At 71.2% G+C, this 24,885-nt stretch carries 22 protein-coding genes and 1 riboswitch; of the genes, 17 read left to right on the top strand and 5 right to left on the bottom strand.

Going from position 1 to position 24,885, the window contains the following annotated elements; translation table 11 throughout:
• Window positions 1-38 precede the first annotated feature (38 nt).
• The 5 genes from ACFVYF_RS02200 to ACFVYF_RS02180 all read left to right on the top strand — a co-directional run bounded on the left by ACFVYF_RS02200 (window position 39) and on the right by ACFVYF_RS02180 (window position 6,678).
• On the top strand, window positions 39-848 hold the full coding sequence (locus tag ACFVYF_RS02200) for a c-type cytochrome (RefSeq protein WP_389449401.1): 810 nt from the start codon (window positions 39-41) through the stop codon (window positions 846-848).
• The gene (locus ACFVYF_RS02195) at window positions 845-1,912 is read left to right on the top strand and encodes a Rieske 2Fe-2S domain-containing protein (protein ID WP_389449398.1); all 1,068 of its coding nucleotides are present in this window, start codon (window positions 845-847) and stop codon (window positions 1,910-1,912) included. Before ACFVYF_RS02200 ends, ACFVYF_RS02195 begins: the two co-directional genes overlap by 4 nt.
• Window positions 1,909-3,543, top strand: a complete 1,635-nt coding sequence (locus tag ACFVYF_RS02190; RefSeq protein WP_389449395.1) for a cytochrome bc complex cytochrome b subunit — start codon at window positions 1,909-1,911, stop codon at window positions 3,541-3,543. The genes ACFVYF_RS02195 and ACFVYF_RS02190 overlap by 4 nt, the downstream gene beginning before the upstream one ends.
• A 156-nt stretch (window positions 3,544-3,699) precedes the next feature.
• Window positions 3,700-4,764, top strand: a complete 1,065-nt coding sequence (gene trpD / locus ACFVYF_RS02185) for an anthranilate phosphoribosyltransferase (protein WP_389449392.1) — start codon at window positions 3,700-3,702, stop codon at window positions 4,762-4,764.
• A 245-nt stretch (window positions 4,765-5,009) separates the two neighbouring features.
• Window positions 5,010-5,126: riboswitch (SAM riboswitch) on the top strand.
• Window positions 5,127-5,316: 190 nt separating this feature from the next.
• Complete coding sequence (locus ACFVYF_RS02180) at window positions 5,317-6,678, top strand: aminotransferase class V-fold PLP-dependent enzyme (RefSeq protein ID WP_389449389.1); 1,362 nt, start codon at window positions 5,317-5,319, stop codon at window positions 6,676-6,678.
• A 66-nt stretch (window positions 6,679-6,744) separates the two neighbouring features.
• Here ACFVYF_RS02180 and ACFVYF_RS02175 read toward each other — a convergent pair whose 3' ends face one another.
• Both ACFVYF_RS02175 and ACFVYF_RS02170 read right to left on the bottom strand, forming a co-directional pair.
• Window positions 6,745-7,026 (bottom strand): Lrp/AsnC family transcriptional regulator, encoded by a 282-nt coding sequence (locus ACFVYF_RS02175; RefSeq protein WP_383279870.1) that lies wholly within the window; start codon window positions 7,024-7,026, stop codon window positions 6,745-6,747.
• Window positions 7,023-7,754, bottom strand: a complete 732-nt coding sequence (locus ACFVYF_RS02170; RefSeq protein ID WP_389449385.1) for a rhomboid family intramembrane serine protease — start codon at window positions 7,752-7,754, stop codon at window positions 7,023-7,025. The genes ACFVYF_RS02175 and ACFVYF_RS02170 overlap by 4 nt, the downstream gene beginning before the upstream one ends.
• Window positions 7,755-7,909: 155 nt before the next feature.
• Here ACFVYF_RS02170 and ACFVYF_RS02165 point away from each other — a divergent pair, with 155 nt between their 5' ends.
• From ACFVYF_RS02165 to ACFVYF_RS02145, 5 genes are all read left to right on the top strand, one after another.
• Complete coding sequence (locus ACFVYF_RS02165) at window positions 7,910-8,149, top strand: hypothetical protein (RefSeq protein ID WP_100592168.1); 240 nt, start codon at window positions 7,910-7,912, stop codon at window positions 8,147-8,149.
• A 34-nt stretch (window positions 8,150-8,183) separates the two neighbouring features.
• Complete coding sequence (locus ACFVYF_RS02160; RefSeq protein ID WP_389449382.1) at window positions 8,184-9,533, top strand: NYN domain-containing protein; 1,350 nt, start codon at window positions 8,184-8,186, stop codon at window positions 9,531-9,533.
• Between the two features lie 386 nt (window positions 9,534-9,919).
• A complete protein-coding gene (locus tag ACFVYF_RS02155; RefSeq protein WP_389449379.1) occupies window positions 9,920-10,954 on the top strand; it encodes an NlpC/P60 family protein in 1,035 nt (344 codons plus the stop codon).
• Between the two features lie 223 nt (window positions 10,955-11,177).
• A complete protein-coding gene (locus ACFVYF_RS02150; protein ID WP_389449376.1) occupies window positions 11,178-12,191 on the top strand; it encodes an NlpC/P60 family protein in 1,014 nt (337 codons plus the stop codon).
• A gap of 92 nt (window positions 12,192-12,283) precedes the next feature.
• Window positions 12,284-13,495, top strand: a complete 1,212-nt coding sequence (locus ACFVYF_RS02145; RefSeq protein WP_389449373.1) for a hypothetical protein — start codon at window positions 12,284-12,286, stop codon at window positions 13,493-13,495.
• Between the two features lie 13 nt (window positions 13,496-13,508).
• Here the strand turns inward: ACFVYF_RS02145 and ACFVYF_RS02140 are convergent, their stop codons facing one another.
• Complete coding sequence (locus ACFVYF_RS02140; RefSeq protein ID WP_389449370.1) at window positions 13,509-14,033, bottom strand: PadR family transcriptional regulator; 525 nt, start codon at window positions 14,031-14,033, stop codon at window positions 13,509-13,511.
• Between the two features lie 299 nt (window positions 14,034-14,332).
• Here ACFVYF_RS02140 and ACFVYF_RS02135 point away from each other — a divergent pair, with 299 nt between their 5' ends.
• Entirely contained in the window at window positions 14,333-15,658 is a 1,326-nt protein-coding gene (locus ACFVYF_RS02135; RefSeq protein ID WP_389450602.1) for an MATE family efflux transporter, read from the top strand.
• Here the strand turns inward: ACFVYF_RS02135 and ACFVYF_RS02130 are convergent.
• Window positions 15,619-16,860: a glycosyltransferase 87 family protein gene (locus ACFVYF_RS02130; protein WP_389449367.1), complete on the bottom strand. Its 1,242-nt coding sequence runs from the start codon at window positions 16,858-16,860 to the stop codon at window positions 15,619-15,621. The two genes, ACFVYF_RS02135 and ACFVYF_RS02130, sit on opposite strands and share 40 nt — an antisense overlap.
• A gap of 141 nt (window positions 16,861-17,001) precedes the next feature.
• Between ACFVYF_RS02130 and ACFVYF_RS02125 the strand changes: the two genes are divergently transcribed.
• Window positions 17,002-18,144 carry a glycosyltransferase family 4 protein gene (locus ACFVYF_RS02125; RefSeq protein WP_389449364.1) on the top strand — a complete coding sequence of 381 codons (1,143 nt, stop codon included), beginning with the start codon at window positions 17,002-17,004 and terminating at the stop codon, window positions 18,142-18,144.
• A 260-nt stretch (window positions 18,145-18,404) separates the two neighbouring features.
• Here ACFVYF_RS02125 and ACFVYF_RS02120 read toward each other — a convergent pair whose 3' ends face one another.
• Complete coding sequence (locus tag ACFVYF_RS02120) at window positions 18,405-20,201, bottom strand: AMP-dependent synthetase/ligase (RefSeq protein WP_389449361.1); 1,797 nt, start codon at window positions 20,199-20,201, stop codon at window positions 18,405-18,407.
• 296 nt (window positions 20,202-20,497) lie between these two features.
• Here ACFVYF_RS02120 and ACFVYF_RS02115 point away from each other — a divergent pair, with 296 nt between their 5' ends.
• The 5 genes from ACFVYF_RS02115 to ACFVYF_RS02095 all read left to right on the top strand — a co-directional run bounded on the left by ACFVYF_RS02115 (window position 20,498) and on the right by ACFVYF_RS02095 (window position 24,763).
• A complete protein-coding gene (locus ACFVYF_RS02115; protein ID WP_389449359.1) occupies window positions 20,498-21,295 on the top strand; it encodes a metallophosphoesterase in 798 nt (265 codons plus the stop codon).
• A 123-nt stretch (window positions 21,296-21,418) separates the two neighbouring features.
• Window positions 21,419-21,865 carry an SRPBCC family protein gene (locus ACFVYF_RS02110; protein WP_389449356.1) on the top strand — a complete coding sequence of 149 codons (447 nt, stop codon included), beginning with the start codon at window positions 21,419-21,421 and terminating at the stop codon, window positions 21,863-21,865.
• 153 nt (window positions 21,866-22,018) lie between these two features.
• Window positions 22,019-23,197, top strand: coding sequence for an ArsA family ATPase (locus ACFVYF_RS02105; RefSeq protein ID WP_389449353.1), 1,179 nt, complete (start codon window positions 22,019-22,021; stop codon window positions 23,195-23,197).
• A 90-nt stretch (window positions 23,198-23,287) separates the two neighbouring features.
• Window positions 23,288-23,755: a DUF5304 domain-containing protein gene (locus tag ACFVYF_RS02100; protein ID WP_389449351.1), complete on the top strand. Its 468-nt coding sequence runs from the start codon at window positions 23,288-23,290 to the stop codon at window positions 23,753-23,755.
• Window positions 23,756-23,809: 54 nt separating this feature from the next.
• Window positions 23,810-24,763 (top strand): ROK family glucokinase, encoded by a 954-nt coding sequence (locus ACFVYF_RS02095; protein ID WP_389449348.1) that lies wholly within the window; start codon window positions 23,810-23,812, stop codon window positions 24,761-24,763.
• The last annotated feature ends 122 nt before the right edge of the window (window positions 24,764-24,885 follow it).

Here is a 24,885-nt window from a genome sequence, read left to right as displayed (position 1 = left end):
AAGCACCGACGCAGAAGATCCTGACACCGGGGTAATCCGTGAAAAAGCTCTCCGCACGACGACGCCATCCGCTGGCGGCGGTCGTCGTCCTACTCCTCGCGCTGGCGGCCACCGGGGGGCTGTACGCCGCGTTCGCACCCGCGAGCAAGGCGCAGGCCGACGAAACCGCCCAGTCCCTCGCCATCGACGAGGGCAAGAAGCTCTATGCCGTGGGCTGCGCCAGCTGCCACGGCACCGGCGGTCAGGGCACCTCTGACGGGCCGCAGCTCACCGGCGTGGGCGCCGCGGCCGTCGACTTCCAGGTCGGCACCGGCCGTATGCCGGCCCAGCAGCCGGGCGCGCAGGTACCGAAGAAGAAGGTCATCTACTCGCAGGCCGAGATCGACCAGCTCGCGGCGTACATCTCCTCGCTCGGCGCCGGTCCCTCGGTGCCGACGAAGAACCAGTACAGCCCGGAAGGCGCGGACATCGCCAAGGGCGGCGAGCTCTTCCGCACCAACTGCGCGCAGTGCCACAACTTCACCGGCAAGGGCGGTGCGCTGTCCGAGGGCAAGTACGCGCCGAGCCTTGAAGGCGTCGACCCGAAGCACATCTACGAGGCCATGCAGACCGGCCCGCAGAACATGCCGTCCTTCCCCGACACGACCATGTCGGAGAAGAACAAGAAGGACATCATCGCGTACCTCCACGCGGTCAACGGAAGCGACACCGAGAGCCCCGGTGGTCTTGAGCTGGGCGGCCTCGGGCCGGTCAGCGAGGGTCTGTTCGCCTGGATCTTCGGACTCGGCGCCCTGATCGCCGTCGCCGTCTGGGTCGCCGCTCGGACCGCAAAGGCCAAGAAGTCATGAGTAGCCAAGACATTCCAGAAGAGAAGCTGCCCGCCGAGCGGGCCACCGACGAGCACGGGCACGGTGCCGTCGACGTAGCGGACGAGCAGAACCCGTTCGCCAACCCGGGGCTGCCGCCCCACGAGCACCGTGTCCAGGACATCGACGAGCGGGCCGCCCAGCGCTCCGAGCGCGTGGTCGCCATGCTGTTCACGCTGTCGATGCTGGCCACGATCGGGTTCATCGTCTCGTTCGTGACGATCCCGGCCGACAAGTCGGTCTTCATCTTCCCGCTCGGTCACATCAGCGCGCTCAACTTCGCGCTCGGCATGACGCTCGGCTTCGCGCTCTTCGCGATCGGCGCCGGCGCGGTCCACTGGGCCCGCACGCTGATGTCCGACGTGGAGATCGCCGACGACCGGCACCCGATCGAGGCGGAGCCGGAGGTGCGGGCCAAGGTCCACGCCGACTTCGCGCAGGGTGCCAAGGAGTCCGGGTTCGGCCGTCGCAAGCTGATCCGCAACACGATGTTCGGCGCGCTGACCCTGGTGCCCCTGTCCGGCGTGCTGCTGCTGCGCGACCTGGGCCCGCTGCCCGAGGACAAGCTGCGCCACACGCTCTGGTCCAAGGGCAAGCTCCTCGTCAACATGAACACGAACGAGCCGCTGCGTCCCTCGGACGTCGCCGTCGGCTCGCTCACCTTCGCCAAGCCCGAGGGCCTGGAGGAGCACGACGAGGAGTTCCAGACCGAGATCGCCAAGGCGGCCCTGATGATCGTCCGGCTGCAGCCGGACAACATCAAGGACAAGCGCGAGCTCGAGTGGGCGCACGAGGGCATCGTGGCGTACTCGAAGATCTGCACCCACGTCGGCTGCCCGATCTCCCTGTACGAGCAGCAGACGCACCACGTCCTCTGCCCGTGCCACCAGTCCACCTTCGACCTCTCCGACGGTGCCCGAGTGATCTTCGGCCCGGCCGGTCACGCTCTGCCGCAGCTGCGCATCGGCGTGAACGATGAGGGCTACCTTCAGGCGCTCGGCGACTTCGAAGAGCCCGTCGGTCCTGCTTTCTGGGAGCGCGGATGAGCACTGAAAACAACGAGCCGCGTTCGCGCGAGAAGGCGCCCGCCGGTGAGCGGGTGGCCGACTGGGCGGACGGCCGACTGGGGATCTACTCCCTGGCCAAGTCCAACATGCGCAAGATCTTCCCGGACCACTGGTCCTTCATGCTGGGCGAGATCTGCCTCTACAGCTTCATCATCATCATCCTCACGGGTGTGTATCTGACCCTGTTCTTCCACCCGTCGATGAACGAGGTGGAGTACCACGGCAGCTACATCCCGCTGCAGGGACAGATGATGTCCGAGGCGTTCAGCTCGACGCTGCACATCAGCTTCGAGGTCCGTGGCGGTCTGCTGATCCGGCAGATCCACCACTGGTCGGCGCTGATCTTCCTCGCGGGCATGTTCGTGCACATGATGCGCGTGTTCTTCACGGGCGCGTTCCGCAAGCCGCGTGAGATCAACTGGATGTTCGGCTTCCTGCTGTTCGTCCTCGGCATGTTCACCGGCTTCACCGGTTACTCGCTCCCGGACGACCTGCTCTCCGGCACCGGTGTGCGCTTCATGGAAGGCGCCATCCTGTCGGTGCCGATCGTCGGCACGTACCTCTCGTTCTTCCTCTTCGGAGGCGAGTTCCCGGGCGGCGACTTCGTGGCCCGCTTCTACTCGATCCACATCCTGCTGCTGCCGGGCATCATGCTCGGTCTGGTGGTGGGGCACCTGATCCTGGTCTTCTACCACAAGCACACGCAGTGGGCGGGTCCGGGCAAGACCGAGAAGAACGTCGTGGGCATGCCCCTGCTGCCGGTCTACATGGCCAAGGCGGGCGGCTTCTTCTTCCTGGTCTTCGGTGTCATCACCGCCATCGCGGCGATCGCCTCGATCAACCCGATCTGGGCCATGGGTCCCTACCGTCCGGACCAGGTGTCCACGGGCGCCCAGCCCGACTGGTACATGGGCTTCTCCGAAGGCCTGATCCGCTTCATGCCGGGCTGGGAGATCAACCTCTGGGGTCACACGCTCGTACTGGGCGTGTTCATCCCGCTGATGATCTTCCCGCTGGTCCTGGTCGCGATCGCGGTCTACCCGTTCATCGAGTCCTGGGTCACCGGCGACAAGCGCGAGCACCACATCCTGGACCGCCCGCGCAACGTGCCGACCCGCACCGCCTTCGGTGTGGCCTGGGTGACGCTGTACCTGGGTCTGCTGATCGGCGGCGGCAACGACCTGTGGGCCACGCACTTCCACCTGTCGATCAACTCGATCACCTGGTTCGTCCGGATCTTCTTCTTCGTCGGACCGGTCATCGCGTTCCTCATCACCAAGCGGATCTGCCTCGGCCTCCAGCGCCGCGACCGGGACAAGGTGCTGCACGGCCGCGAGTCGGGCATCATCAAGCGCCTGCCGCACGGTGAGTTCATCGAGGTGCACGAGCCGCTCAGCCAGGAGGCACTGCACACGCTCACCGCGCACGAGCAGTACCAGCCGGCCCAGATCGGCCCCGCGGTCGACGAGAACGGTGTCGAGCGCAAGGTGAAGGGCTCGCAGAAGCTGCGCGCCAAGCTGAGCGAGGGCTTCTACGGGGAGGACAGCCAGATCCCCAAGCCCACGGTCGAGGAGTACAAGGAGATCACGAGCGGCCACGGCCACCACTGATCACCTGACCGGTCCGCGCTGACCGCCACGGCTGGAGCCCCGTCCATTGCATGGACGGGGCTCTTTGCCGTCCTTGGGCCTGGATAGGGTGGACCCTGCTTGTTACACGTCGTGTACGTGTCTTCTTGTACGTGTCTACGAACCCAGGAGCGGCATATGAGTGCTGTGACCCCCGCTGGAGGCGGCATCGCGGCGGGCCGCTCCTGGCCCGTGGTGTTGGACGGCCTTCTCGAAGGCCGTGACCAGAGCGCGGACGACACGGCCTGGGCGATGGACCGCATCATGCGGGGCGAGGCGACGGACGCGCAGATCGCCGGGTTCGTGGTGGCGCTGCGTGCCAAGGGCGAGACCGTCGAGGAGATCTCCGGGCTCGTCCGGACGATGTACGAGCACGCCAACGTGATCGAGGTGCCGGGGCCGACCGTCGACATCGTCGGCACCGGCGGCGACGGCGCGAAGACCGTCAACATCTCCACGATGTCGGCGATCGTCGTGGCCGGCACGGGTGCCAAGGTCGTCAAGCACGGCAACCGGGCCGCGTCCAGCGCGTCCGGCGCCTCGGACGTCCTGGAGAAGCTCGGCGTCAACCTGGAGCTGACCCCGAAGCGGGTCGCCGAGGTCGCCGAGGAGGCCGGGATCACCTTCTGCTTCGCGGTGAAGTTCCATCCGGCGCTGCGTCATGTGGCGGCGGCACGCGGCCAGTTGGGGATCCGGACGACCTTCAACGTCCTCGGGCCGCTCACCAACCCGGCGCGGGTCAAGGCGCAGGCGGTCGGTGTCGCCGATCTCCGGATGGCGCCCATCGTGGCCGGAGTCTTCGCCGAGCGCGGGAACTCCTCGCTGGTCTGCCGCGGCGACGACGGCCTCGACGAGCTGACCACCACGTCGACGTCGAAGGTGTGGGTCGTACGCGACGGGAAGGTCCACGAGGAGAGCTTCGATCCGCGGGACGTCGGGATCGAGCTGGTCCCGGTGGAGGCACTGCGGGGCGCCGACGCGTCGTACAACGCGGATGTCGCGCGCCGGCTGCTGAACGGGGAGAAGGGGCCGGTGCGGGACGCGGTGCTGCTGAACTCCGCGGCTGCGCTGGTCGCCCTGTCGCCGGGCGACGGGTCGCTCGCCGAGCAGATCCACGCCGGGATGCAGCAGGCGGCGGAGGCCATCGACTCGGGGGCCGCGAAGCGGGCTCTCGAGCGGTGGGTGGCGGCCACGAACGCGTAGCGCCCGTGGCGGGCGGGGGTGCGGCCCCCGCCCGCTTCAGCCCGTACGGGGGCGCCGGCTCGGCCGTACGGGGGGCGCCGGCTCGGCCTTACGGGGGGCGCCGGCTCGGCCCGGCCGCCGTGGCTGCCTGCGGTACCCGGGCCCCAGGGCCCAAGAGGCCGGCCCCCGAGCCGGCCGGGCCGTCGTCGTCCCGGCATCCGGACACGGGGTTGCGACGGGACGATCATGTGGCAAGATGCTGGGCAGGTCATGAGCGACAGCCATCAGGCCCCGGCCGGCTGTCCGGCAACCCTCCGTCCGTGGCGGGGTGCCCCGGGTGAAGACCAGGCCGCAGGCAGCGAGGTCTGCGGCAAGCGCGGACCCCTCGCCCTCTTCCGAGTGGCTACAGCCCAGGGGTCCTGGTCATTCAGGGAGCCTTCTGTGAGCAAGCGAATGCGATAGGGCGTAGAGCCCCGCCTCCGCATACCCCTTTCACCTTTTCTGCGCCGAGCCGGCCGTACGTTCCGTACCCGCTCGCGTGGTGATTTCGCCTGCCTCATACGGGAGTTCGCCATGTCTGTCTCCACCGTTGCCGCCGACCCGTCCGTCTGTGCCCCGCTGCCGGTTCTGGGCCGGCATGTCACCGTCCCGCTCGTCACCGGCGGCGAAGTCACGTACGCCGCGCTCGACTACGCCGCCAGCGCGCCGGCCCTCCAGCGGGTGTGGGACGACGTGGCCGCGTACGCCCCGTACTACGGCAGCGTGCACCGCGGGGCCGGATATCTGTCCCAGCTCTCCACCGACCTGTTCGAGAACGCCCGCAGGACCGTCGGCGAGTTCCTCGACTGCCGTGAGAACGACCAGGTCGTGTTCACTCGTTCGACCACCGACTCGCTGAACCTGCTCGCCGCCGCGCTGCCGGCCGACTGCCAGGTCTTCGTCTTCGAGACCGAGCACCACGCCTCGCTGCTGCCCTGGCGGGACGCCCGGGTGACGTACCTGAACGCCCCGCGGACGCCCGGTGAGGCCGTGGCGACCCTGGAGCGCGCGCTCGCCGACCGCGACCCCTACGGCCCGGCCCTGGTGTGCGTCACCGGTGCCTCGAACGTCACCGGCGAGCTGTGGCCGGTGCGTGAACTCGCCGCGGCTGCCCACGCGCACGGTGCGCGCATCGTCCTGGACGCCGCGCAGCTCGCCCCGCACCACCCCGTGTCGGTGCGGGAGCTCGACGTCGACTGGGTCGCCTTCTCCGGCCACAAGCTGTACGCCCCGTTCGGCTCCGGTGTCCTCGCGGGCCGCGCCGACTGGCTGACCGAGGCGGAGCCGTACCTCGCGGGCGGCGGCGCCAGCCGCAAGGTCTCGCGGCGCCAGGACGGGGGAGTGGACGTGGAGTGGCACGAGAGTGCCGCCCGTCACGAGGCCGGTTCGCCGAACGTCATCGGGGTCCACTCGATCGCGTCGGCCTGCAAGGCCCTGACCGAGGCCGGCTTCGACACCCTGGTGGCCCGCGAGCGGTATCTGATCGACACGGTCCGCGCGGGCCTCGCCGAGGTGCCCGAGGTGCGTGTCCTGTCCCTCTTCGGTGACGACGCCCCGCGGGTCGGCGTCATCTCCTTCGTCGTCGAGGGCTGGAACAGCTCGCACTTCGCGGCCGCCCTGTCCGCCGAGTACGGCATCGGCGTGCGCGACGGTCTGTTCTGCGCCCACCCGCTGGTGCGCACGCTGCTGGGCAGCGACCCGCAGAGCCAGGGCGAGTGCGGTGCCCCCGAGGCCGCGCCCGGTGAGAAGTCCCTCAACGCGATCCGCGTCAGCTTCGGCGCCGGCACCCCGGACGAGCACGTGGAGCGCTTCGTGCGCGCTGTGAAGGAGCTCGTGCGGGACGGTGCGCGCTGGCAGTACCGGACCGAGGACGGGCGCTGCGTGCCCGCCGTCTGAGGTCCCGGAGACCGTCTCGCGAGAACAGCTCAGCGCCCGGAGGCGGCGTTCACGGCAGGTCCCGGCTCAGGAGTCGAGGCCGATCGCGAACGCCGCCTCCAGGTCGTGCTGGGAGTACGTGCGGAACGCGACGTGCGTGTCGGTGCCCTCGACGCCCGGGATCTTGCTGATGCTGCCGGGGATGACGTCCGCCAGGTCGTCGTGCGCCTTGACGCGGACCATGGCGATCAGGTCGTACGTGCCGGTGACGGAGAAGACCTCGCTGACGCTCTCGAGGGCGGCGATCGACTCCGCGATCTCGGGGATCCGGTCCACGCTGGTCTTGATGAGCACGATCGCGGTGATCACGGCTGTTTTTCTCCCTCGGGGGCCGTCGCTGGGGTTTTCACTGTAGCCGCCCGGCCGAAGCGCACCCACGCGTAGAGGAACCCCACGGAGAACCCCACCAGGTGGGCCAGATAGGCGACCCCCGGTCCCGAGTTGTCGTGGCCCGCCGCCAGCCACTGCAGGACCACCCAGAAGGGCAGGACCACCCAGGCCGGGAAGCGCAGCGGCAGGAAGAACAGGAACGGGAAGAGACTGGTCACCCGGGCGCCGGGGAACAGGTACAGGAACGCGCCGAGGACCGCGGAGATCGCCCCCGAGGCGCCGACCAGGGTCTGCACGGAGTCCGCGTTGGCGATCGCGTAACCGAGCAGGGCGAGGTAACCGCAGCCGACGTAGAAGAGGGCGAACTGCACATGGCCCATGCGTTCCTCGGCCATCAACCCGAAGACGTAGAAGAAGAGCATGTTGCCCAGGAGGTGGAGCCAGCTGCCGTGGATGAAGAGCGCCGTCGCGGGGGTGAGCGCGGCACGCGGGTCGCCGCCGAAGAGCTCGGCCGGCACCACGCCCCAGCGGCGGAAGTAGGCACGCTGGGCGGCCAGCAGCTCGTCCCCGGTGCCGTACGCCGGATTGAGGCCCGCCGCCGGGCCGATCACGAAGATCAGACAGCAGACGGCGATCAGTCCGTACGTCACCGGTGCCGACTGGCCGCGGACCGCCCGGCCGACCGTCGCACTCCACTTGCTGATCATGAACAGAGCATGACGTAACAGGACCGAAGCGCACAGACCGCCTCGCCGCGTGGACGGCCGAGCGTCGAGGACCCCCCAGGCCTTAGGGTTACGACCCACACGCACCAGGGAAGCTGGCGCATCACGGACACTAGAAGGAAAGCGAAACAGCCACGATGACGGTTCCCCTGCCGACTGCCGAGACCCGGTGGCGCTGCACGCTCTGCGGCAACCTCACCCGTTTCGACGTGACCCGCTCGTCGAAGGTCGTCGAGTACGTGCACCTCGACCTGGCCGGTGATCCCAAGGTCGAGGAGCGCGAGGTGGTCAGTGAGACCATCGAGTCGGTGCGGTGCCGCTGGTGCAATGCCGTGGATCAGGTGGAACTGGTGGACAGGCCGGGTGCCGGCTCCTGAGGGAGCGGCCCCCGCACGGATTTTGGGGTGACGGATGGTGGAGACCACAGGCGGGGAGCCGGACGACGGCACCGCCGAGGTGCTCGACCGTCCGCTGCCCGACGGCGTGCGCCGTCGGGTCGTGCAGATCGTCTCCGACGGTTTCGGCGGACTGACCGTGGGCGAGCTGCCGGCCCAGTTGAGGCAGTACGCGCGGTTCGCCCCGAACCGGCGGGCCAAGTTCGCGGGCAACGCCATGGCCGCCGCCCTGGAGACGGACCCCCTTTTCAGACAGCGCATCGCCGAGAAGCTGAGAGAGGTCCAGCCGGAACTCACCGGCGCCCTCGACTCGGGCGCGCCGCCTCCGGCCGCGGATCCGCTGGATGTGGCGGCCGCGGCCTATGTGCTGCGTCCCACGGGCTGGGTGAAGCTGGTGGCCGCCGCGGGCGAGGAGGCCCTGCGGGCGGACGCCGAGCGCGTCGACGAGGAGAACCGGGCCGAGCTGGAACGGCTGCGCGAGGAGCTCACGGCGGCCCGCGGCCAGGTCAAGGCCGAGACCGAACGGCTGCGTACGGAGCTGGACTCGGCGAAGAAGGAAGCCGAATCGCTGCACCGCAAGCTGCGCAGCGCCCTCAGTGACGTCAAGCGCGGCGAGGCGGCCGTGCGCAAGATCCAGAGCGAGTTGGAGACCGCGCGCACCGAGGGCCAGTCCCAGGTGTCCGCGGCGGAGAGCGAGAGCCGGCGGCTCAAGGCGCGGCTCGGTGAGGTCGAGGCGGCCCTCGAGGCCACCCGCAGGGCCGCGCGCGAGGGCCGCAGCGTCGAGGACATGCGCGTACGGCTGCTGCTCGACACGGTGCTCGACGCGGCCCAGGGACTGCGGCGCGAACTCGCCCTGCCGCCGGTGTCGGTACGGCCCGCCGAGACGGTGGACGCGGTCGAACCGGGACGGATGACCCCGAAGGACATCGCCGCGCGCGCCCTGTCCGAGAACGACCCCGCGATTCTCGACCAGTTGCTCGCGCTGCCGCAGGCGCATCTGGTCGTCGACGGCTACAACGTCACCAAGACCGGCTATCCGCAGATGCCGCTGGAGAAGCAGCGGCTGCGGCTGCTCGGCCAGCTCTCGCAGCTCGCCGCGCAGACCGGCGCCGAGGTGACGTGTGTCTTCGACGGGGCCGAGCTGGCCGCGCCCGTGCTGCTCGCGCCGCCGCGCGGGGTGCGGGTGCTGTTCTCCAAGGCGGGTGTCACCGCGGACGAGCTGATCCGTCAGCTGGTGCGCGCCGAGCCGCCGGGGCGGCCGGTCATCGTGGTCTCGACCGACCGCGAGGTGGCCGACGGGATCGCCAAGGCGGGTGCGCGTCCGGTGGCTTCGGTGGTGCTCCTCAAGCGGTTCTCACGGGGCTGAACCCGCCCATATCAGCCCGTTTTCCAGTCGGCTCGCCGAACCGGAACCAAACCGTTTCCGGGGCCGGTTCCGCCGCGGTGCCTTTCCGCTCGTACGGCCTCATAGGGCAACGTACGCACCATGCGTAACTTCTGGGCCTGATGCCCGAATTGGCGGAACCTTCACGCAACGTAGCGTCAAACGCGCATTACTGCACGTGAGTTGTCGGCAAAGAATGCACTCGGTGACCGAGATTTTTCCTGTGAGGATTTGAACTGATCACAAGAAGGTCACTAGGGTCAGGCCTCGAACCTCCGCTCGGGTGATCACTCATTGGGAGTGACGGTGGAGGGACACCGCCCGTCGGCGCATCGGCAGGCGGCTGGAGGAAGAAGGAGCTCGCCTTCGTGGCGTCCCACCGTCGACCCAAGCAGCCGAGCCGCACCCGTGTGACCGTGCTCACCACCGCCGCAGCCGCTGCAGTTGCCCTCAGCTCGCAGGCCGCGAACGCCGCGCCGAGCGAGAAGCCGAGCAAGGACGAGGTCAAGTCCAAGGTCGACAAGCTCTACGAAGAGGCGGAGAAGGCCACCGAGAAGTACAACGGGGCCAAGGAGAAGCAGGACAAGCTCGAGAAGCAGATCGGCACCCTGCAGGACAACGTCGCCCGCGGTCAGGAAGAGCTCAACACCCTGCGCGACGGCCTCGGTTCGCTCGCCACGGCCCAGTACCGCTCCGGCGGCATCGACCCCTCCGTCCAGCTCTTCCTCTCCTCCGACCCGGATGACTTCCTGGACCAGGCCTCCACGCTGGACCAGTTGAGCGGCCAGCAGGTCGAGGCCCTGAAGAAGATCCAGGAGAAGCAGCGCTCGCTCGCCCAGCAGCGCGAGGAAGCCTCCGCGAAGCTCAAGGACCTCGCCGACACCCGCACCGAGCTCGGCAAGAAGAAGAAGGAAGTCCAGGGCAAGCTCGCCGAGGCGCAGAAGCTCCTCAACACCCTGACGGCCAAGGAGAAGGCGGCCCTCGACGCCGAGCAGGCCCGCGCCAGCCGCACCAGCGAGCGCAGCGCCCTCGACTCCGGCGGCACGGCGGCCTCCGGCCGCGCCGGCGCCGCGTACGCCGCCGCCCAGACCAAGCTCGGTTCGCCGTACGTCTACGGCGCCACGGGCCCCAGCTCCTTCGACTGCTCCGGTCTCACCTCGTGGGCCTACGCGCAGGCGGGTGTCTCGATACCCCGGACCTCGCAGGAGCAGGCCAACGCCGGCACGCGCATCTACTCGCAGAGCGACCTGCAGGTCGGCGACCTGGTCATCTTCTACGGCGACCAGCACCACGTCGGCCTCTATGCCGGCAACGGCCAGGTGATCCACGCCCCGCGCACCGGCACCGTCGTGCGCTACGAGTCGATCGGCAACATGCCCTTCCAGTTCGGCGTCCGCATCTGAGAACCGTCTCCCGCGTCTCCTGAGGGCCCCCGCCACACCGCCCAAACGGGCGAATTACGGTGACTCCCGCTGACCCCACGCCCCGCTGATGACCTGCGTCTGAGGCGGGGCGTCACGTTGTGTGCCCGTCGGGGTCTTTGGCCGGTGCGTAGTCGCACGGCTACTGTCTGGCGCGTTTCCCCCAACTCCGGGGGTTCGTCAGCGGAAGGGAGAGCGGCCACCCGTGGGGTTCCATCGCCGCCTTGCACCGTCCGGGTTCGACCGGGGCGCGACCAGCGCCGCCGTTTGTGTGCTGTCCGCCGCGGCCGCGGCACTCGGGGCCGTGCCGGCCCTCGCCGCTCCCCAGGACGACACCCGCGCCAAGGTGGACCGCCTGTACGAGCAGGCCGAGCAGGCCACCGAGGCGTTCAACAAGGCCGACGAACGCGCCGATTCGCTGCGCAAGCAGGTGTCCACGGCACAGGACGAGATCGCCCGTCAGCAGGAGCGCATCAACACCATGCGGGACGCGCTCGGTTCGCTGGCCGGAGCCCAGTACCGCTCCGGCGGTATGGACCCCTCGCTCGCGCTGCTGTTCTCCGACGACCCGGACGACTACCTCGACAAGGCCGCCGCGCTCGACCGGATCGGTGCCCACCAGGCCGGTGAGCTCAAGGACCTCCAGATGGCCATGCGCGACCTCGCCCAGCGCCGCGAGGAGGCGACCGGCAAGCTGGCCGAGCTGGAGAAGAGCCGCAAGGCCGTCGCCCGGCACAAGAAGACCGTCGAGCAGAAGCTCACCAAGGCGCGGCAGTTGCTCAACTCGCTGCCGCTCGCGGAGCGTGCCGCCTACGACCGCGCCTCCCGCTCCGGCCGGGACATCCCCGACCTCGGCGATGCCGCCCCCGCCTCGGGCCGTGCGGCCGCAGCCGTCGCCGCCGCCCGCTCCGCGATCGGACGCCCCTACGTGTGGGGCGCCAGCGGGCCCACCGGCTTCGACTGTTCGGGCCTGATGCAGTGGTCGTACGCGCAGGCCGGCGTCGGTCTCCCGCGCACCTCGCAGGCGCAGCGGTACGCCGGGCGGCAGGTCCCGCTCTCCCAGGCCCGGCCCGGCGACCTGGTCGCCTACCGCTCCGACGCGAGTCACATCGGGATGTACGTGGGCAACGGACAGGTGATCCACGCCCCTTACCCGGGCGCACCGGTGCGCTACGACCCGGTGGGCATGATGCCGGTGTCGTCCGTGACGCGGGTCTGACCGCCCGCTCCGGCCCTGCTGCGGCACGGCGGTTTCGGTCCGGTCCGTGACGCGTGCCCTGCGGTCCGGCACGCGCGCCGTACGATCGGAACGTGGCTGGTCGTGGGCGCGTTCCGGGGGTCGTTGCGAGCTGTGTGCTGCTGCTCGCCGCCCTGGTCGGGTGCGGTGGCGGGCCGGCGCACGACACCGCGGCCGACGCGGTGCAGCAGGTGCTCGACCGGCGCGCGGCGGCGGTCCTCGCCGGGGACGCGGCGGCCTACCGGGCGACCGAGGCGGCGGGCGACGGACAACGGACCGCGCAGGACGCCGGGTTCGGGAATCTGCGGGCCGTCCCGCTGGCCTCCTGGACCTACCGCCTGACCGGCTTCGACCGCTCCGGGGACCGGGCCACCGCCGAGGCGGACCTGAGCTACCGCATCAAGGGCTACGACAGCGCGCCTCTGGTCGCCGCCCGCACCCTGCACCTGACCCGCAGCGGCGGGCACTGGTACGTCGCCTCCGATCTCCCCGCGAAGAAGGCGCCCGAACAGCTGTGGGAGCAGGGCGCCGTCCGCGCCGTGCGAGGTGAGCACAGCCTGGTGCTCGGCGTGGGGCAGTCGGACGAGACGCTGCGCGGGTACGCGCGGCTGGCGGACCGCGCCGCGCCCGCGGTGTCGCAGGCCTGGGGCACGGACTGGGCCGGCCATGTCGTCGTCCTCGTACCGAAGTCGCTGGAGGGCATGGCCGAGCTGCTCGGCGCGCCGGCGTCCGGGTACCGGGGGATCGCGGCGGTCACCACGGGTGAGGCGGGCGCCTCGGCGCGGGCGCCCGCGGACCGGATCATCGTCAACCCCGAGGCGTACGGCGTCCTGGGCGACCTCGGCAGACAGGTGGTGCTCACCCACGAGACGACCCACGTCGCCACGCGCGCCCACACCACGCCGGCCACGCCCCTGTGGCTCTCCGAGGGGTACGCCGACTGGATCGGCTACCTCGGCACCGGCCGCACCGCCGCCCAGGCCGCCCCGGAGCTGGAGAGTGCCGTGGTCGAGGGACACCTCCCGGCCGATCTCCCGGCGGACGCGGACTTCGGGTTCAGCGGGGACGCGGCCGAGCTGGCGCGGGCCTACGAGGGCGGCTGGCTGGCCTGCCGGCTGATCGCCGACCATTGGGGCGAGGTCCGGCTGAACGACTTCTACCGGGCCGTCGGAGACCACGGGCGGCGGCCGGGAGCCGTCGAGGGCGCGCTGAAGGACGTACTGCATACGACACCGGAGAAGTTCACGCAGGATTGGCGGGAGTATCTGCGGGCCCAACTGGGCTGAGCTGCGCGGGACTTCAGCTTTCCAGCCGGGCGATGGCCTCGGCGAGCCACGCCCGCTCCGCCTCGCCCGTCGCCCGCGCCACCCGCAGCATGCCCTGCCGGAAGAGGTCGTCCGTCTCCTCGGCGCGGACCGGCTCTCCGTCGCGGTAGAAGAAGCTCGCGGGTGTCTGCAGGAAGTCCAGGCGGCGGCGCAGCACCGCGGCCTGTTCCCGGGGATCGGGAAGCCGGCGCAGGAACGCCAGCAGGGTGTTGAAGCGGACGTGGTCGGTGATCTCCGCCTGCTTGGGCCGGCGCAGCCGCTCCAGGAGGTCCTCCCGGCCGCTCTCGGTGAGCGACAGGATGCGGCGCGGGGCGGCGCCGGCCCCGGGTTCCGTGTGCTGCTCCAGCCTGCCCGCCGCGACGAGCCGGGTGATCGCCGGATACAGGGCGCCGTCGCTGACCGGGCGGACATGGCCGCTGAGCGCCTTGATGCGCTCCTTCAGCTCGTATCCGTGCAGGGGCTCCTCGGAGAGAAAGCCCAGGATCGACAGCTCCAGCATGCGATCGGGTCCCTTCGTGCGGATCTCGGACGGGCCGCCGTGGCGCCCGGGACGCCCTGGGCTGCGGACGGTTGCGCGTCTCGTACCGGGAATGCTACCTCTTATCGAGCTACCTCTAAACGAGGTAGCTCGAATCGAGGGGGATCATCGTGCAGTCCAGTCCCGAGGAGTCCGTGCCGTCCCAGGAGTCTGTGCCGTCCCAGGAGTCTGTGCCGTCCCAGGAGTCCGTGCGGTCCCAGGGGTCCGTGCGGTCCGTGCGGTCCGTGCGGTCCGAGGAGTCCCAGAAGTCCCAGGAGTCCGTGCAGTTACAGGGATCCGCCGCCCATCGCAGGCGGCTCGTGGCGCTCGCCCACCCCGTCTACCTCTCGCTGCTCGCCTCCGTGACCGCCGGGATCATCAACACCGTCTGGGTCTCCCGGCTCGGCGGCCCCGCCGTGGCGGCCGTCGCCGTCGCCACCAACACCGAGAACGTGCTCCTCGGAATCGCCCTCGTCTTCGCCTCCGGCACGACCGTGCTGGTCGCGCACGCCAGGGGAGCGGAGGAGCCGGGAGCCGTGCGGGCGGCCGTGCGCGGGGGGTGGGCGCTGTGCGCCCTTGTCACGCCCTTGGCCGCCGCCGGTGGCTACCTGCTGCGCGAACCCCTCGCCCGGCTCGTACTGGGCGGTCAGGGGCCCGCCCTGGCCCTCTGCGCGGGCTACTTCGCGATCTCCCTGCCGGGTATCGCCGTGTTCTTCGCGCAGAACCTCGTCGACGGCATCCTCAAGGGCGCCGGCGACACCCGCACCCCGATGCGCCTCGCCCTGCTCGCCAACGGACTGATCCTGGGCCTCGACCCCCTGCTCATCCACCGCTACGGCGTCCGCGGTGCCGCCGCCTCCACGGTGCTGTGCCGGTGCCTGGCCCTGGGTGCCGGGCTGCTCGCCCTGCGCCGGAACGCGCTGTTGCGGACGGCCGCGCAGGTCCCGCCCGCAGAGGCCACCGGAGCCGCCCTGCGCCGGACGCTGAGGACCGGGCTGCCGATGTCCGCCGACTTCACCGTGCGCCAGGGCGGGGCACTGGTGCTCGTCGCGATCGTGGCCCGGCTCGGGGTCACCGCCGTGGCGGCCTACTCGATCGCCTACAAGGTCATGTACGTCGCCACCATGGCCCTCTACGCGGTGCGCCAGGCCGCCTCGATCCACACCGCCCATACGCGGGGCGCCGGCCGGGACGAGCGGCGGGCGATCGGGCGGCAGGCCGTCCTCGTCTCCGGAGCCGTGGGAGCCCTGGCCGCCGTCCTGCTGGCGGTGCTCGCGCCGTGGATCATGCGGGCCTTCGGCGCCGGGCCCGCGGTCGCGCACGCGGGCGTGGTGTTCCTGCGCTGCGCCGGACCGTATCTGCTGCTGATGGCCGGGTTCATCGCGCTGGCCGGAGTCTTCGAGGGCAGTGGCGGCGCACCCGTGCTGCTCCGGGTGACCCTGCTCGGCACGGCGGTTCACCTTCCGCTCGCCCTCGCGCTGTCCGGGCTCGGCCTGCCGGGGATCTGTCTGGCGATGTGCCTGTCGATGGTGGTGCAGTGGGCCGCCGTCCTCGTCCTCCTGCGGCGTCAGGACGACGCCAGGCTCTCCCTGGTGCGGGCCGCCTGACTGGGCACGGTCGGGGCCGGCCGGGAGACCGTGCCCCGCCACAGCTGGACGGCGGCGGTCAGCGCGGCGGCCACCAGCAGGCCGTTGCGGACGAAGAGGAGGGTGATGCCGAGGGCGTCACTGGCGACCACGTGCGAGAACCAGACCGGGAACTCCAGGACGGTCACGAGGGCCGCCGCCAGCACCAGGACCACGGGCACGGTCATCCGGGTGCCGCGGAAGCACAGGCAGACGGCCGCGAGTCCGACCAGCCACACCATGTACTGCGGGCTGATGACCCGGCTGGTGGCCGTGAACATGAGCACCGCCACGAACGCGGCCTCGGCGAGCGTGTGCGCCAGGAACCGCTTCGCGCACAGCCGCCACAGCAGCACCCAGCCGAACGCGACCGCGGTGAGGAACAGTGCCGCCCCGCTCACCACGTCGACGTACCGTCCCAGGAACTCCACCGAGCCGTAGTTGAGCAGCACTTCGCCGTCCCAGCCGAAGTGCCGGGCGACATGGAAGACCAGGGAGCCGAGCGACTCCACCTCGGTGCCCCGGTTGCGCTGGAAGGCCAGGAAGGAGAAGGCGCCGGGCATCGACGCGGCGAACAGCAGCGCGAGCCCGCCGGTCGTCACCGCCGCCGAGCCCCACGCCCGTTTGGCGCTCCCTTTGGCGGCCCCCACCAGCAGCAGGACCGGCCACACCTTCACCATCGCGCCGAAGCCCGCGAGCGCCCCCATCAGACGCGGATGGCGCACACCGGCCAGCAGCGCCGCCACGGCGACGGCCGTCACCATCACGTCGTACCGCGCGTACACGGTCGGTCCGAGCAGCGGCACGCCCGCCACCCACACCCAGGCGCCGCGCAGCGACTTGCCCGGACGCAGGCCCGCGTAGCGGAGCAGCGCGAACACCAGCACGTCCGCGAGGAAGGCGAGGACGAAGAAGGCCGACGTGTAGTCCAGGAAGGGCAGCAGGCCGGGGGAGAGGATCGCGAGCGCGGCGGCCGGCGGGTACTGCCAGGTGACGTCGTCGAGCGGGAAGGTGCCGGTGCGCAGCACTTCGTACCAGCCCTGGTAGATCACCGAGACGTCGCTCGTCACGTCCGGACCGGGAAAGACGAACACCCGGAAGACGAAGAGCAGCAGCACCAGCCTGGTCAGACCCCAGGTCCCCAGCAGCGCGTACGGGAACCTGTCCCCCCGTGTGCCCGTCATGCCCACCTGGCCCTTGTTCGTCCGGATCTTGTGTGGTTCGCGGAGTCATGATGGCGTGCCGGGCTGTGCGGGAGCCGTGAAGCGCGGCCGTACGGAGCTGTACGTACAGCCAGGAGAGCGGGTTGGGTAGGGTCGGGCGCGATGCACAAGACCCTGATCGTCACCAACGACTTTCCGCCCCGGCCGGGCGGCATCCAGGCCTTCCTGCACAACATGGCGCTGCGGCTGGATCCCGGGCAGCTCGTCGTCTACGCCTCCACCTGGAAGCGCGGCCGCGAGGGTGCCGAGGCGACGGCCGCCTTCGACGCCGAGCAGCCCTTCACCGTCGTACGGGACCGGACGACGATGCTGCTGCCGACGCCCGCGGTGACCCGCCGGGCCGTCGGGCTGCTGCGCGAGCACGGCTGTACGTCGGTGTGGTTCGGGGCGGCGGCCCCGCTCGGGCTGATGGCGCCGGCGCTGCGGAAGGCGGGTGCGCGGCGGCTGGTGGCGACCACGCACGGACACGAGGCCGGCTGGGCGCAGCTGCCCGCCGCCCGTCAACTCCTGCGCAGGATCGGCGAGTCCACGGACACGATCACGTATCTCGGGGAGTACACGCGGTCGCGCGTCGCCGCCGCGCTGACCCCCGAGGCCGCCGCCCGCATGGTCCAACTGCCGCCCGGCGTCGACGAGAAGACCTTCCACCCCGGCTCGGGCGGCGCCGAGGTGCGCGCCCGCCTCGGGCTCACCGAGCGCCCGGTGGTCGTCTGCGTCTCACGCCTCGTCCCGCGCAAGGGCCAGGACACCCTGATCCTCGCCATGCCGCGGATCCTGGCCAGGGAGCCGGAGGCGGTGCTGCTGATCGTCGGCGGTGGCCCCTACGAGAGGGAACTGCGCAAGCTGGCGCGGGAGACCGGGGTCGCCGACTCCGTCCGCTTCACCGGCGCGGTGCCCTGGTCACAACTGCCCGCGCACTACGGCGCCGGGGACGTCTTCGCGATGCCGTGCCGCACCCGCCGGGGCGGGCTCGATGTCGAGGGGCTCGGGATCGTGTACCTGGAGGCGTCCGCGACCGGGCTGCCCGTCGTCGCCGGGGACTCCGGCGGAGCGCCGGACGCGGTGCTCGACGGGGAGACCGGCTGGGTCGTCCGCGGGGGCTCGCCGGAGGCGGCGGCCGACCGCGTCGTCACCCTCCTCGGCGACGCGGAGCTGCGTCGCCGGATGGGGGAGCGGGGCCGCGCCTGGGTCGAGGAGAAGTGGCGCTGGGACCTGCTGGCCGAGCGCCTCAAGGACCTGTTGTAAGGCGCCCCTGTTGGGGCGCCCCCCAGGGGCGCGGGGAACTGCGCGAGCAACCACGCACGACCGGCGAGCCGGACCGAAACCCCCGCCGCTACGGCGTGAGCCCGGCTGCACCGCCCCCTCGGCGTGAGGCCGGCTGCACTGCCCCCTCGGCGTGAGGCCGGCTGCACTGCCCCCTCGGCGTGAGGCCGGCTGCACTGCCCCCGCCCCCGCGGCGGGAACCCCGCTGCCCCGCCCGCGCCGGGAGCCCACCCGCTGGGGCGTCAGCCCCGATAGATCGCCTCGACCTCGTCGGCGTAGTCCTTGGCCACCACATTGCGCTTGAGCTTCAGCGACGGCGTCAGGTGCCCCGACTCCTCGGTGAACTGGGAGGCGAGGATACGGAACTTGCGCACGGACTCCGCCTTGGAGACGGCGGCGTTGCCGTCGTCGACCGCGTCCTGGATCGCGGCGATCAGATCCGCGTCGTCCCGCAGCGAGGCCGCGGTGGAACCGGCCGGCTTCCCGTGCTCCTCGGCCCAGCGGCCCAGGAACTCCTCGTCCACGGTGACCAGCGCGCCGACGAACGGGCGTCCGTCGCCGACCACCATGCACTCCGCGACCAGCGCGTGCGCGCGGATGCGGTCCTCGATCACGGCCGGGGCGACGTTCTTGCCGCCCGCGGTGACGATGATCTCCTTCTTGCGGCCGGTGATCCGGAGGTAGCCGTCCTCGTCGAGGGTGCCGATGTCACCGGTGTGGAACCAGCCGTCGGCCAGCGCCTCGGCCGTGGCGGCCTCGTTGTTCCAGTAGCCCTTGAACAGGTGCTCGCCGTGCAGCAGCACCTCGCCGTCGTCCGCGATCCGCACGACCGAGCCGGGCAGCGGCTGGCCGACCGTGCCGATCTTCTGGCGGTCCCAGGGGTTGAAGGCGGTGGCCGCACAGGACTCGGTCAGGCCGTAGCCCTCCAGGACCGTGAAGCCGATGCCGCGGAAGAAGTGCCCGAGGCGCTCGCCCAGCGGGGCGCCACCGGAGATGGCGTACTCGCCCTTGCCGCCGAGCACGGCGCGCAGCTTGCTGTAGACCAGCGCGTCGAAGGTCTTGTACTTGATCTTCAGGCCGAGCGAGGGGCCCGACGGGGTGTCCAGCGCCCGGCTGTAGGCGATCGCCGTGTCCGCCGCCTTGTCGAAGATCTTGCCCTTGCCGTCCGCCTGCGCCTTGGCGCGCGCCGAGTTGTAGACCTTCTCGAAGACGCGCGGCACACCGAGGATCAACGTCGGCCGGAAGGCGGCCAGTTCGTCGGTGAGGTTCTTGATGTCCGGGACGCAGCCCAGCTTGATCGGCGCCATCATCGGCGCGACCTGCACCAGACGGCCGAAGACGTGCGCGAGGGGCAGGAAGAGCAGGACCGAGCACTCGCCCGTACGGAACAGCGGGCGCAGGCGCTCCACGATGTTGCCGCACTCGGCGAAGAAGCTGCGGTGGGTGAGGACGCATCCCTTGGGGCGCCCGGTGGTGCCGCTGGTGTAGACGATGGTCGCCGGGTCGTCGGCCTTGGCGAGCGAGCTGCGCTCCTCGACCGTCTCGTCGGTGACGTCCTTGCCCGCGCGGCCCAGCTCCTCGACCCCGCCGCCCTCGATCTGCCAGATGCGCTTGAGGGCGGGCAGCCCGTCGCGCACCGACTCCACGCAGGCCGCGTGCGTGTCCAGCTCGACGATGCAGGCGGTCGCGCCCGAGTCGCCGAGGATCCACTGCACCTGCTCCGCCGAGCTGGTCTCGTACACCGGCACGGTGACCGCGCCGGCGCTCCAGATCGCGAAGTCGAGCAGCGTCCACTCGTAGCGGGTGCGGGACATCAGGCCGACCCGGTCGCCGGGCTGCACGCCCGACGCGATCAGGCCCTTGGCCGCGGCGCGCACCTCGGCGAGGAAGGTGGTGGCGGTCACGTCCGTCCAGGCGCCGCCCACCTTGCGGGCGATGACGGCGACGTCAGGATGCTGCGCGGCGTTTCTACGGACGATGTCGGTGAGATTTCCGTCCGCAGGGACCTCGTACAAAGCCGGAAGGCTGAACTCGCGCAAGACTGCTGCTCCTCATAGGGCGCCGGCGCCACGACTCTGTGTGATGCGACGGTGCGGTCCAAGGCTCGGGCGGGTGCTCCGGGACGTCATTGTTGAAATCCTGAGCACGACTGGACTGCCCGGACGTTACCCACCGGTACGGCAGTTTCGATAGGGGGTCCCACCGAGATGTTCCCTGCGTCACACGTGTTGGCTTTCCTTGGCGCAGAGTAGTCCACGCCCTTCCTGACTAGCCAGTAACCGCAGGTCCGACCGCCTCTGTTCACGTTTGCCGCACACGCCTACGCTTGATCGTCATGGCATTCACACCAGGCGGAAACCACAGGACGCGTATCCACGTGGTCAGTGACGTGCACGGCAACGCGCGCGACCTGGCCAGGGCCGGCGAGGGCGCCGACGCCCTGATCTGCCTGGGTGACCTGGTGCTCTTCCTCGACTACGCCGACCACTCGCGCGGCATCTTCCCCGATCTCTTCGGCGTCGAGAACGCGGACCGGATCGTCGAGCTGCGCACCGCCCGCCGCTACGAGGAGGCGCGGGAGTTCGGGTCCCGGCTGTGGAGCGGCATCGGCGCGGACCGGGCCGCGGCCATCGAGACGGCGGTACGCAAGCAGTACGCCGAGCTGTTCGCCGCCTTCCCCACTCCGACGTACGCCACCTACGGCAATGTCGACATGCCGACCCTCTGGCGGGAGTACGCCGGACCGGGCACCACCGTGCTCGACGGCGAGCGGGCCGAGATCGGCGGCCGGGTCTTCGGCTTCGTCGGCGGCGGTCTGCGCACCCCCATGCGCACGCCGTACGAGATCAGCGACGAGGAGTACGCCGCGAAGATCGAGGCGGTCGGCGAGGTGGACGTGCTGTGCACCCACATCCCGCCGGAGGTGCCGGAGCTGGTCTACGACACGGTGGCCCGCCGCTTCGAGCGCGGCAGCCGGGCCCTGCTGGAGGCGATCCGCCGCACGCGCCCGCGCTACGCCCTCTTCGGCCATGTCCACCAGCCACTGGTCCGGCGGATGCGGATCGGCGCGACGGAATGCGTCAACGTCGGGCACTTCGCGGGGTCCGGGAGGCCCTGGGCCCTGGAGTGGTGAGCCCGCGGGCCCTCCGGACCCGGTACGGGTGACGGCACCCCCTCCGGTGCGCGGTAGCCTTCACGCTGCACACACGTGCGCAGCACCCTCCCTCACCGGACCGCATCTGGAGGAGCCCCCGCGATGGCGGAACACACCAGCTCGAGCATCACGATCGAGGCGGCATCGGCCGACGTCATGGCGGTGATCGCGGACTTCGCCCGCTACCCGGACTGGACCGGCGAGGTGAAGGAGGCGGAGGTGCTCGCCACGGACGAGCGGGGCCGCGCCGAGCAGGTGCGTCTCGTCATGGACGCGGGCGCCATCAAGGACGACCAGACCCTCGGCTACACCTGGACCGGCGACCACGAGGTCTCCTGGACCCTGGTCAAGTCCCAGATGCTCCGCTCCCTGGACGGCTCGTACATCCTGAAGCCGGCCGGCACCGGCGCCACCCAGGTCACCTACCAGCTGACCGTCGACGTCAAGATCCCCATGCTCGGCATGATCAAGCGCAAGGCCGAGAAGGTCATCATCGACCGGGCACTGGCGGGCCTGAAGAAGCGCGTCGAATCGGGAGACGCGGGCTGAGGGGCTTCAGCCCGTCCGGCGTTTGAGGACGAGCGCGTCAGCGCGATACGGGGGCCTGGGGGCGGAGCCCCCGGGTACGGGACGGGTAGGGGCGGAGGGGGCGAAATCCGCCTCGCACCCCGCGCCCCGCCGGCACAGGTACCGTTCACCTACATGCGCACCCTCCTGATCACAGGCCCCGGCGGCTCCGGCCGCACGACCGTCGCCGCGGCCACCGCGCTGCAAGCCGCCCGCGAGGGCACCCGCACCCTGGTGCTGAGCGCCGACCGCACGGACACCCTGGGCACCGCCCTGGGCGTACGGACAGGCCCCGCCCCCGTGGAGGCGGCCGACCACCTCACCACCTGGCGCCCCGACGCCGCGGAACGCTTCCGCGAGGACCTCACCGCATTCCAGAAGCGCGCGACCACCGCCCTGGACCTGCTCGGCGCCGCCCGTCTGGACGCCGAGGAAGTCACCCCCCTCCCCGGCGCCGAGGAGCTCGCGCTGCTGCGCGCCCTGCGGGACGCGGCGACGGCGGGTCCGTACGACCTGCTGGTCGTGGACCTCCCGCCGACACCGCAGGCGCTCGCCCTCCTCGCCCTGCCCGGTGAACTGCGCCGCTATCTGCGCCGGCTGCTCCCGCCCGAGCGCCAGGCGGCCCGAGCTCTGCGCCCCGTCCTCGGCCGGCTGGCCGGCGTGCCGATGCCGTCGGAGTGGCTGTACGAGACCGCGGCCCGCTGGGACGTCGAACTGGCCGCCGTGGAGGCGGTCGTCGAGGACCGCGCGACGACCGTACGACTGGTCGCCGAGCCCGGCCCCGCGGGCGCCGACGCCGTCCGCGGCGCGGCCACCGCCCTCGCCCTGCGCGGCCTGCGGCTCGACGCCCTGGTCGCCAACCGGGTGCTGCCCGGGGCCGGCGAAGACGCCTGGCTCGCCGCCCTCGCCGGCCGGCAGCGCAAGGCCCTGGACGAGTGGCGAGAGACGTACGAGGTCCACGAGGTCAGCCACCTCGGGCGCGACCCCCGCGGCACCGACGACCTCGGCGCGCTCGCGGTCCCGGGCGCGGGTGAAGCCGGAGAACCGGTCGTGTGGCCCGTCACCGACGCGCTCGCCGACGACGGGGTGCTCGTCTGGCACATCCCGCTGCCCGGCGCGATACGGGAGGAGCTGGACCTCCTGCGCCGCGGCGACGAACTCGTCGTCACCGTCGGCCCGTTCCGCCGGATCGTCCCGCTCCCGTCCGCCCTGCGCCGCTGCAGGGTGGCCGGCGCCGCCCTGCGCGAGGGCGAGCTGCGGATCCGTTTCACGCCGGACCCCGGTCTGTGGCCGCCGGGAGCCGGCGCAAGCTGACCGAGTCGCGGTCCATGGCCGCGGACCCGGTGAACCGCGTACCCCCGTTCGGGTAACGTCGGAGAGACGAACCGTAGTCAGGAGTCCGCCATGAGCGAAGAGCGCCCCATGTCCGACGCCGCTCAGGAGAGGGCCGACGAGGTGCGAGCAGCCGACGCCGACGCCTGGGCGAAGGCGTGTGCCGAGGACCTCGCGGCGGAGAAGGCCCGCCGCCGCACTCAGTACGGCACCCCGCCCGGCTCCGCCGCCGAGGAACTGCGCAAGCTCGTCGACGCGGTCGCCGACAAACTGTCCGGACTCCAGTCGCCCGTCCTCGGCGCCGTCGCCTCCGGCACGGCGCAGCAGATGGTCAGCCAGGTCGTCCAGCAGGCGAAGGCCGCCGTCGAACCCGTCATCGAGCGCAACCCCGCCGTCTTCGACCACCTGGCCGCCGCCGGCTCCGAGCTGCTCGCCGCCTACCGCTCGGCCGTCGAGGCACAGGAGCGCCGCTGGACGGCCCGGGACGCGCGCCCCCGCGACGAGGGCACCGGTCCCGGGGAACACATCGACCTGGACTGAGAGCCCCTCGGGTACGGTTGGCCGTAGCGGGGCTCGACCGAAACTGAGGGATTCATGGGACTCACCATCGGCGTCGATATCGGCGGCACGAAGATCGCGGCCGGCGTGGTCGATGAGGAAGGCAACATCCTCTCGACCTTCAAGGTGCCGACTCCCACCACACCGCAGGCGATCGTCGACGCCATCGCCGCGGCCGTCGAGGGTGCCCGCGCGGGGCACGACATCGTCGGCGTGGGCATCGGGGCTGCCGGTTACGTCAACCGTCAGCGCTCCACGGTCTACTTCGCGCCGAACATCGACTGGCGGCAGGAGCCGCTGAAGGACGAGGTCGAGGGCCGCGTGGGCCTGCCCGTCGTCGTCGAGAACGACGCGAACGCGGCCGCGTGGGGCGAGTACAGGTTCGGCGCGGGCAAGGGCCATCGCAACGTCATCTGCATCACGCTGGGCACCGGCCTCGGCGGCGGCATCATCATCGGCAACAAGCTGCGCCGCGGGCACTTCGGCGTGGCCGCCGAGTTCGGTCACATCCGGATGGTCCCGGACGGGCTGCTGTGCGGCTGCGGCAGCCAGGGCTGCTGGGAGCAGTACGCGTCGGGCCGCGCCCTCGTCCGCTACGCCAAGCAGCGGGCCAACGCGACCCCCGAGAACGCGGACATCCTGCTCTCGCTGGGTGACGGCACTCCGGACGGCATCGAGGGCAAGCACATCTCGATGGCCGCCCGCCAGGGTGACCCGGTGGCCGTCGACTCCTACCGCGAGCTGGCCCGCTGGGCCGGCGCCGGTCTCGCCGACCTGGCCTCCCTCTTCGACCCGTCCGCCTTCATCGTCGGCGGCGGCCTCTCGGACGAGGGCGAGCTGGTCCTCGACCCCATCCGCAAGTCGTACAAGCGCTGGCTGGTCGGCGGCAACTGGCGCCCGGTGGCCGACGTCATCGCCGCGCAGCTCGGCAACAAGGCCGGCATGGTGGGCGCCGCCGACCTGGCCCGGGAGCCCGACCCGATCATGTGAGACGCCTGCCGTCGGCCGACGCCCGCCGAGTTCCCTTACGGGGACCGGCGGGCGTCCGTCGTCGGGGGAGCCGGCCTCGGCCTGCGTCGGCGGGGCCGCGTATCGCCGGGTCACCCTGCGGC

This window comes from Streptomyces sp. NPDC058274 (assembly GCF_042881375.1).
GTDB lineage: Bacteria > Actinomycetota > Actinomycetes > Streptomycetales > Streptomycetaceae > Streptomyces.
Note: the sequence above shows the minus strand (reverse complement) of the source record. Positions and strands in the feature narration are given on the sequence as shown.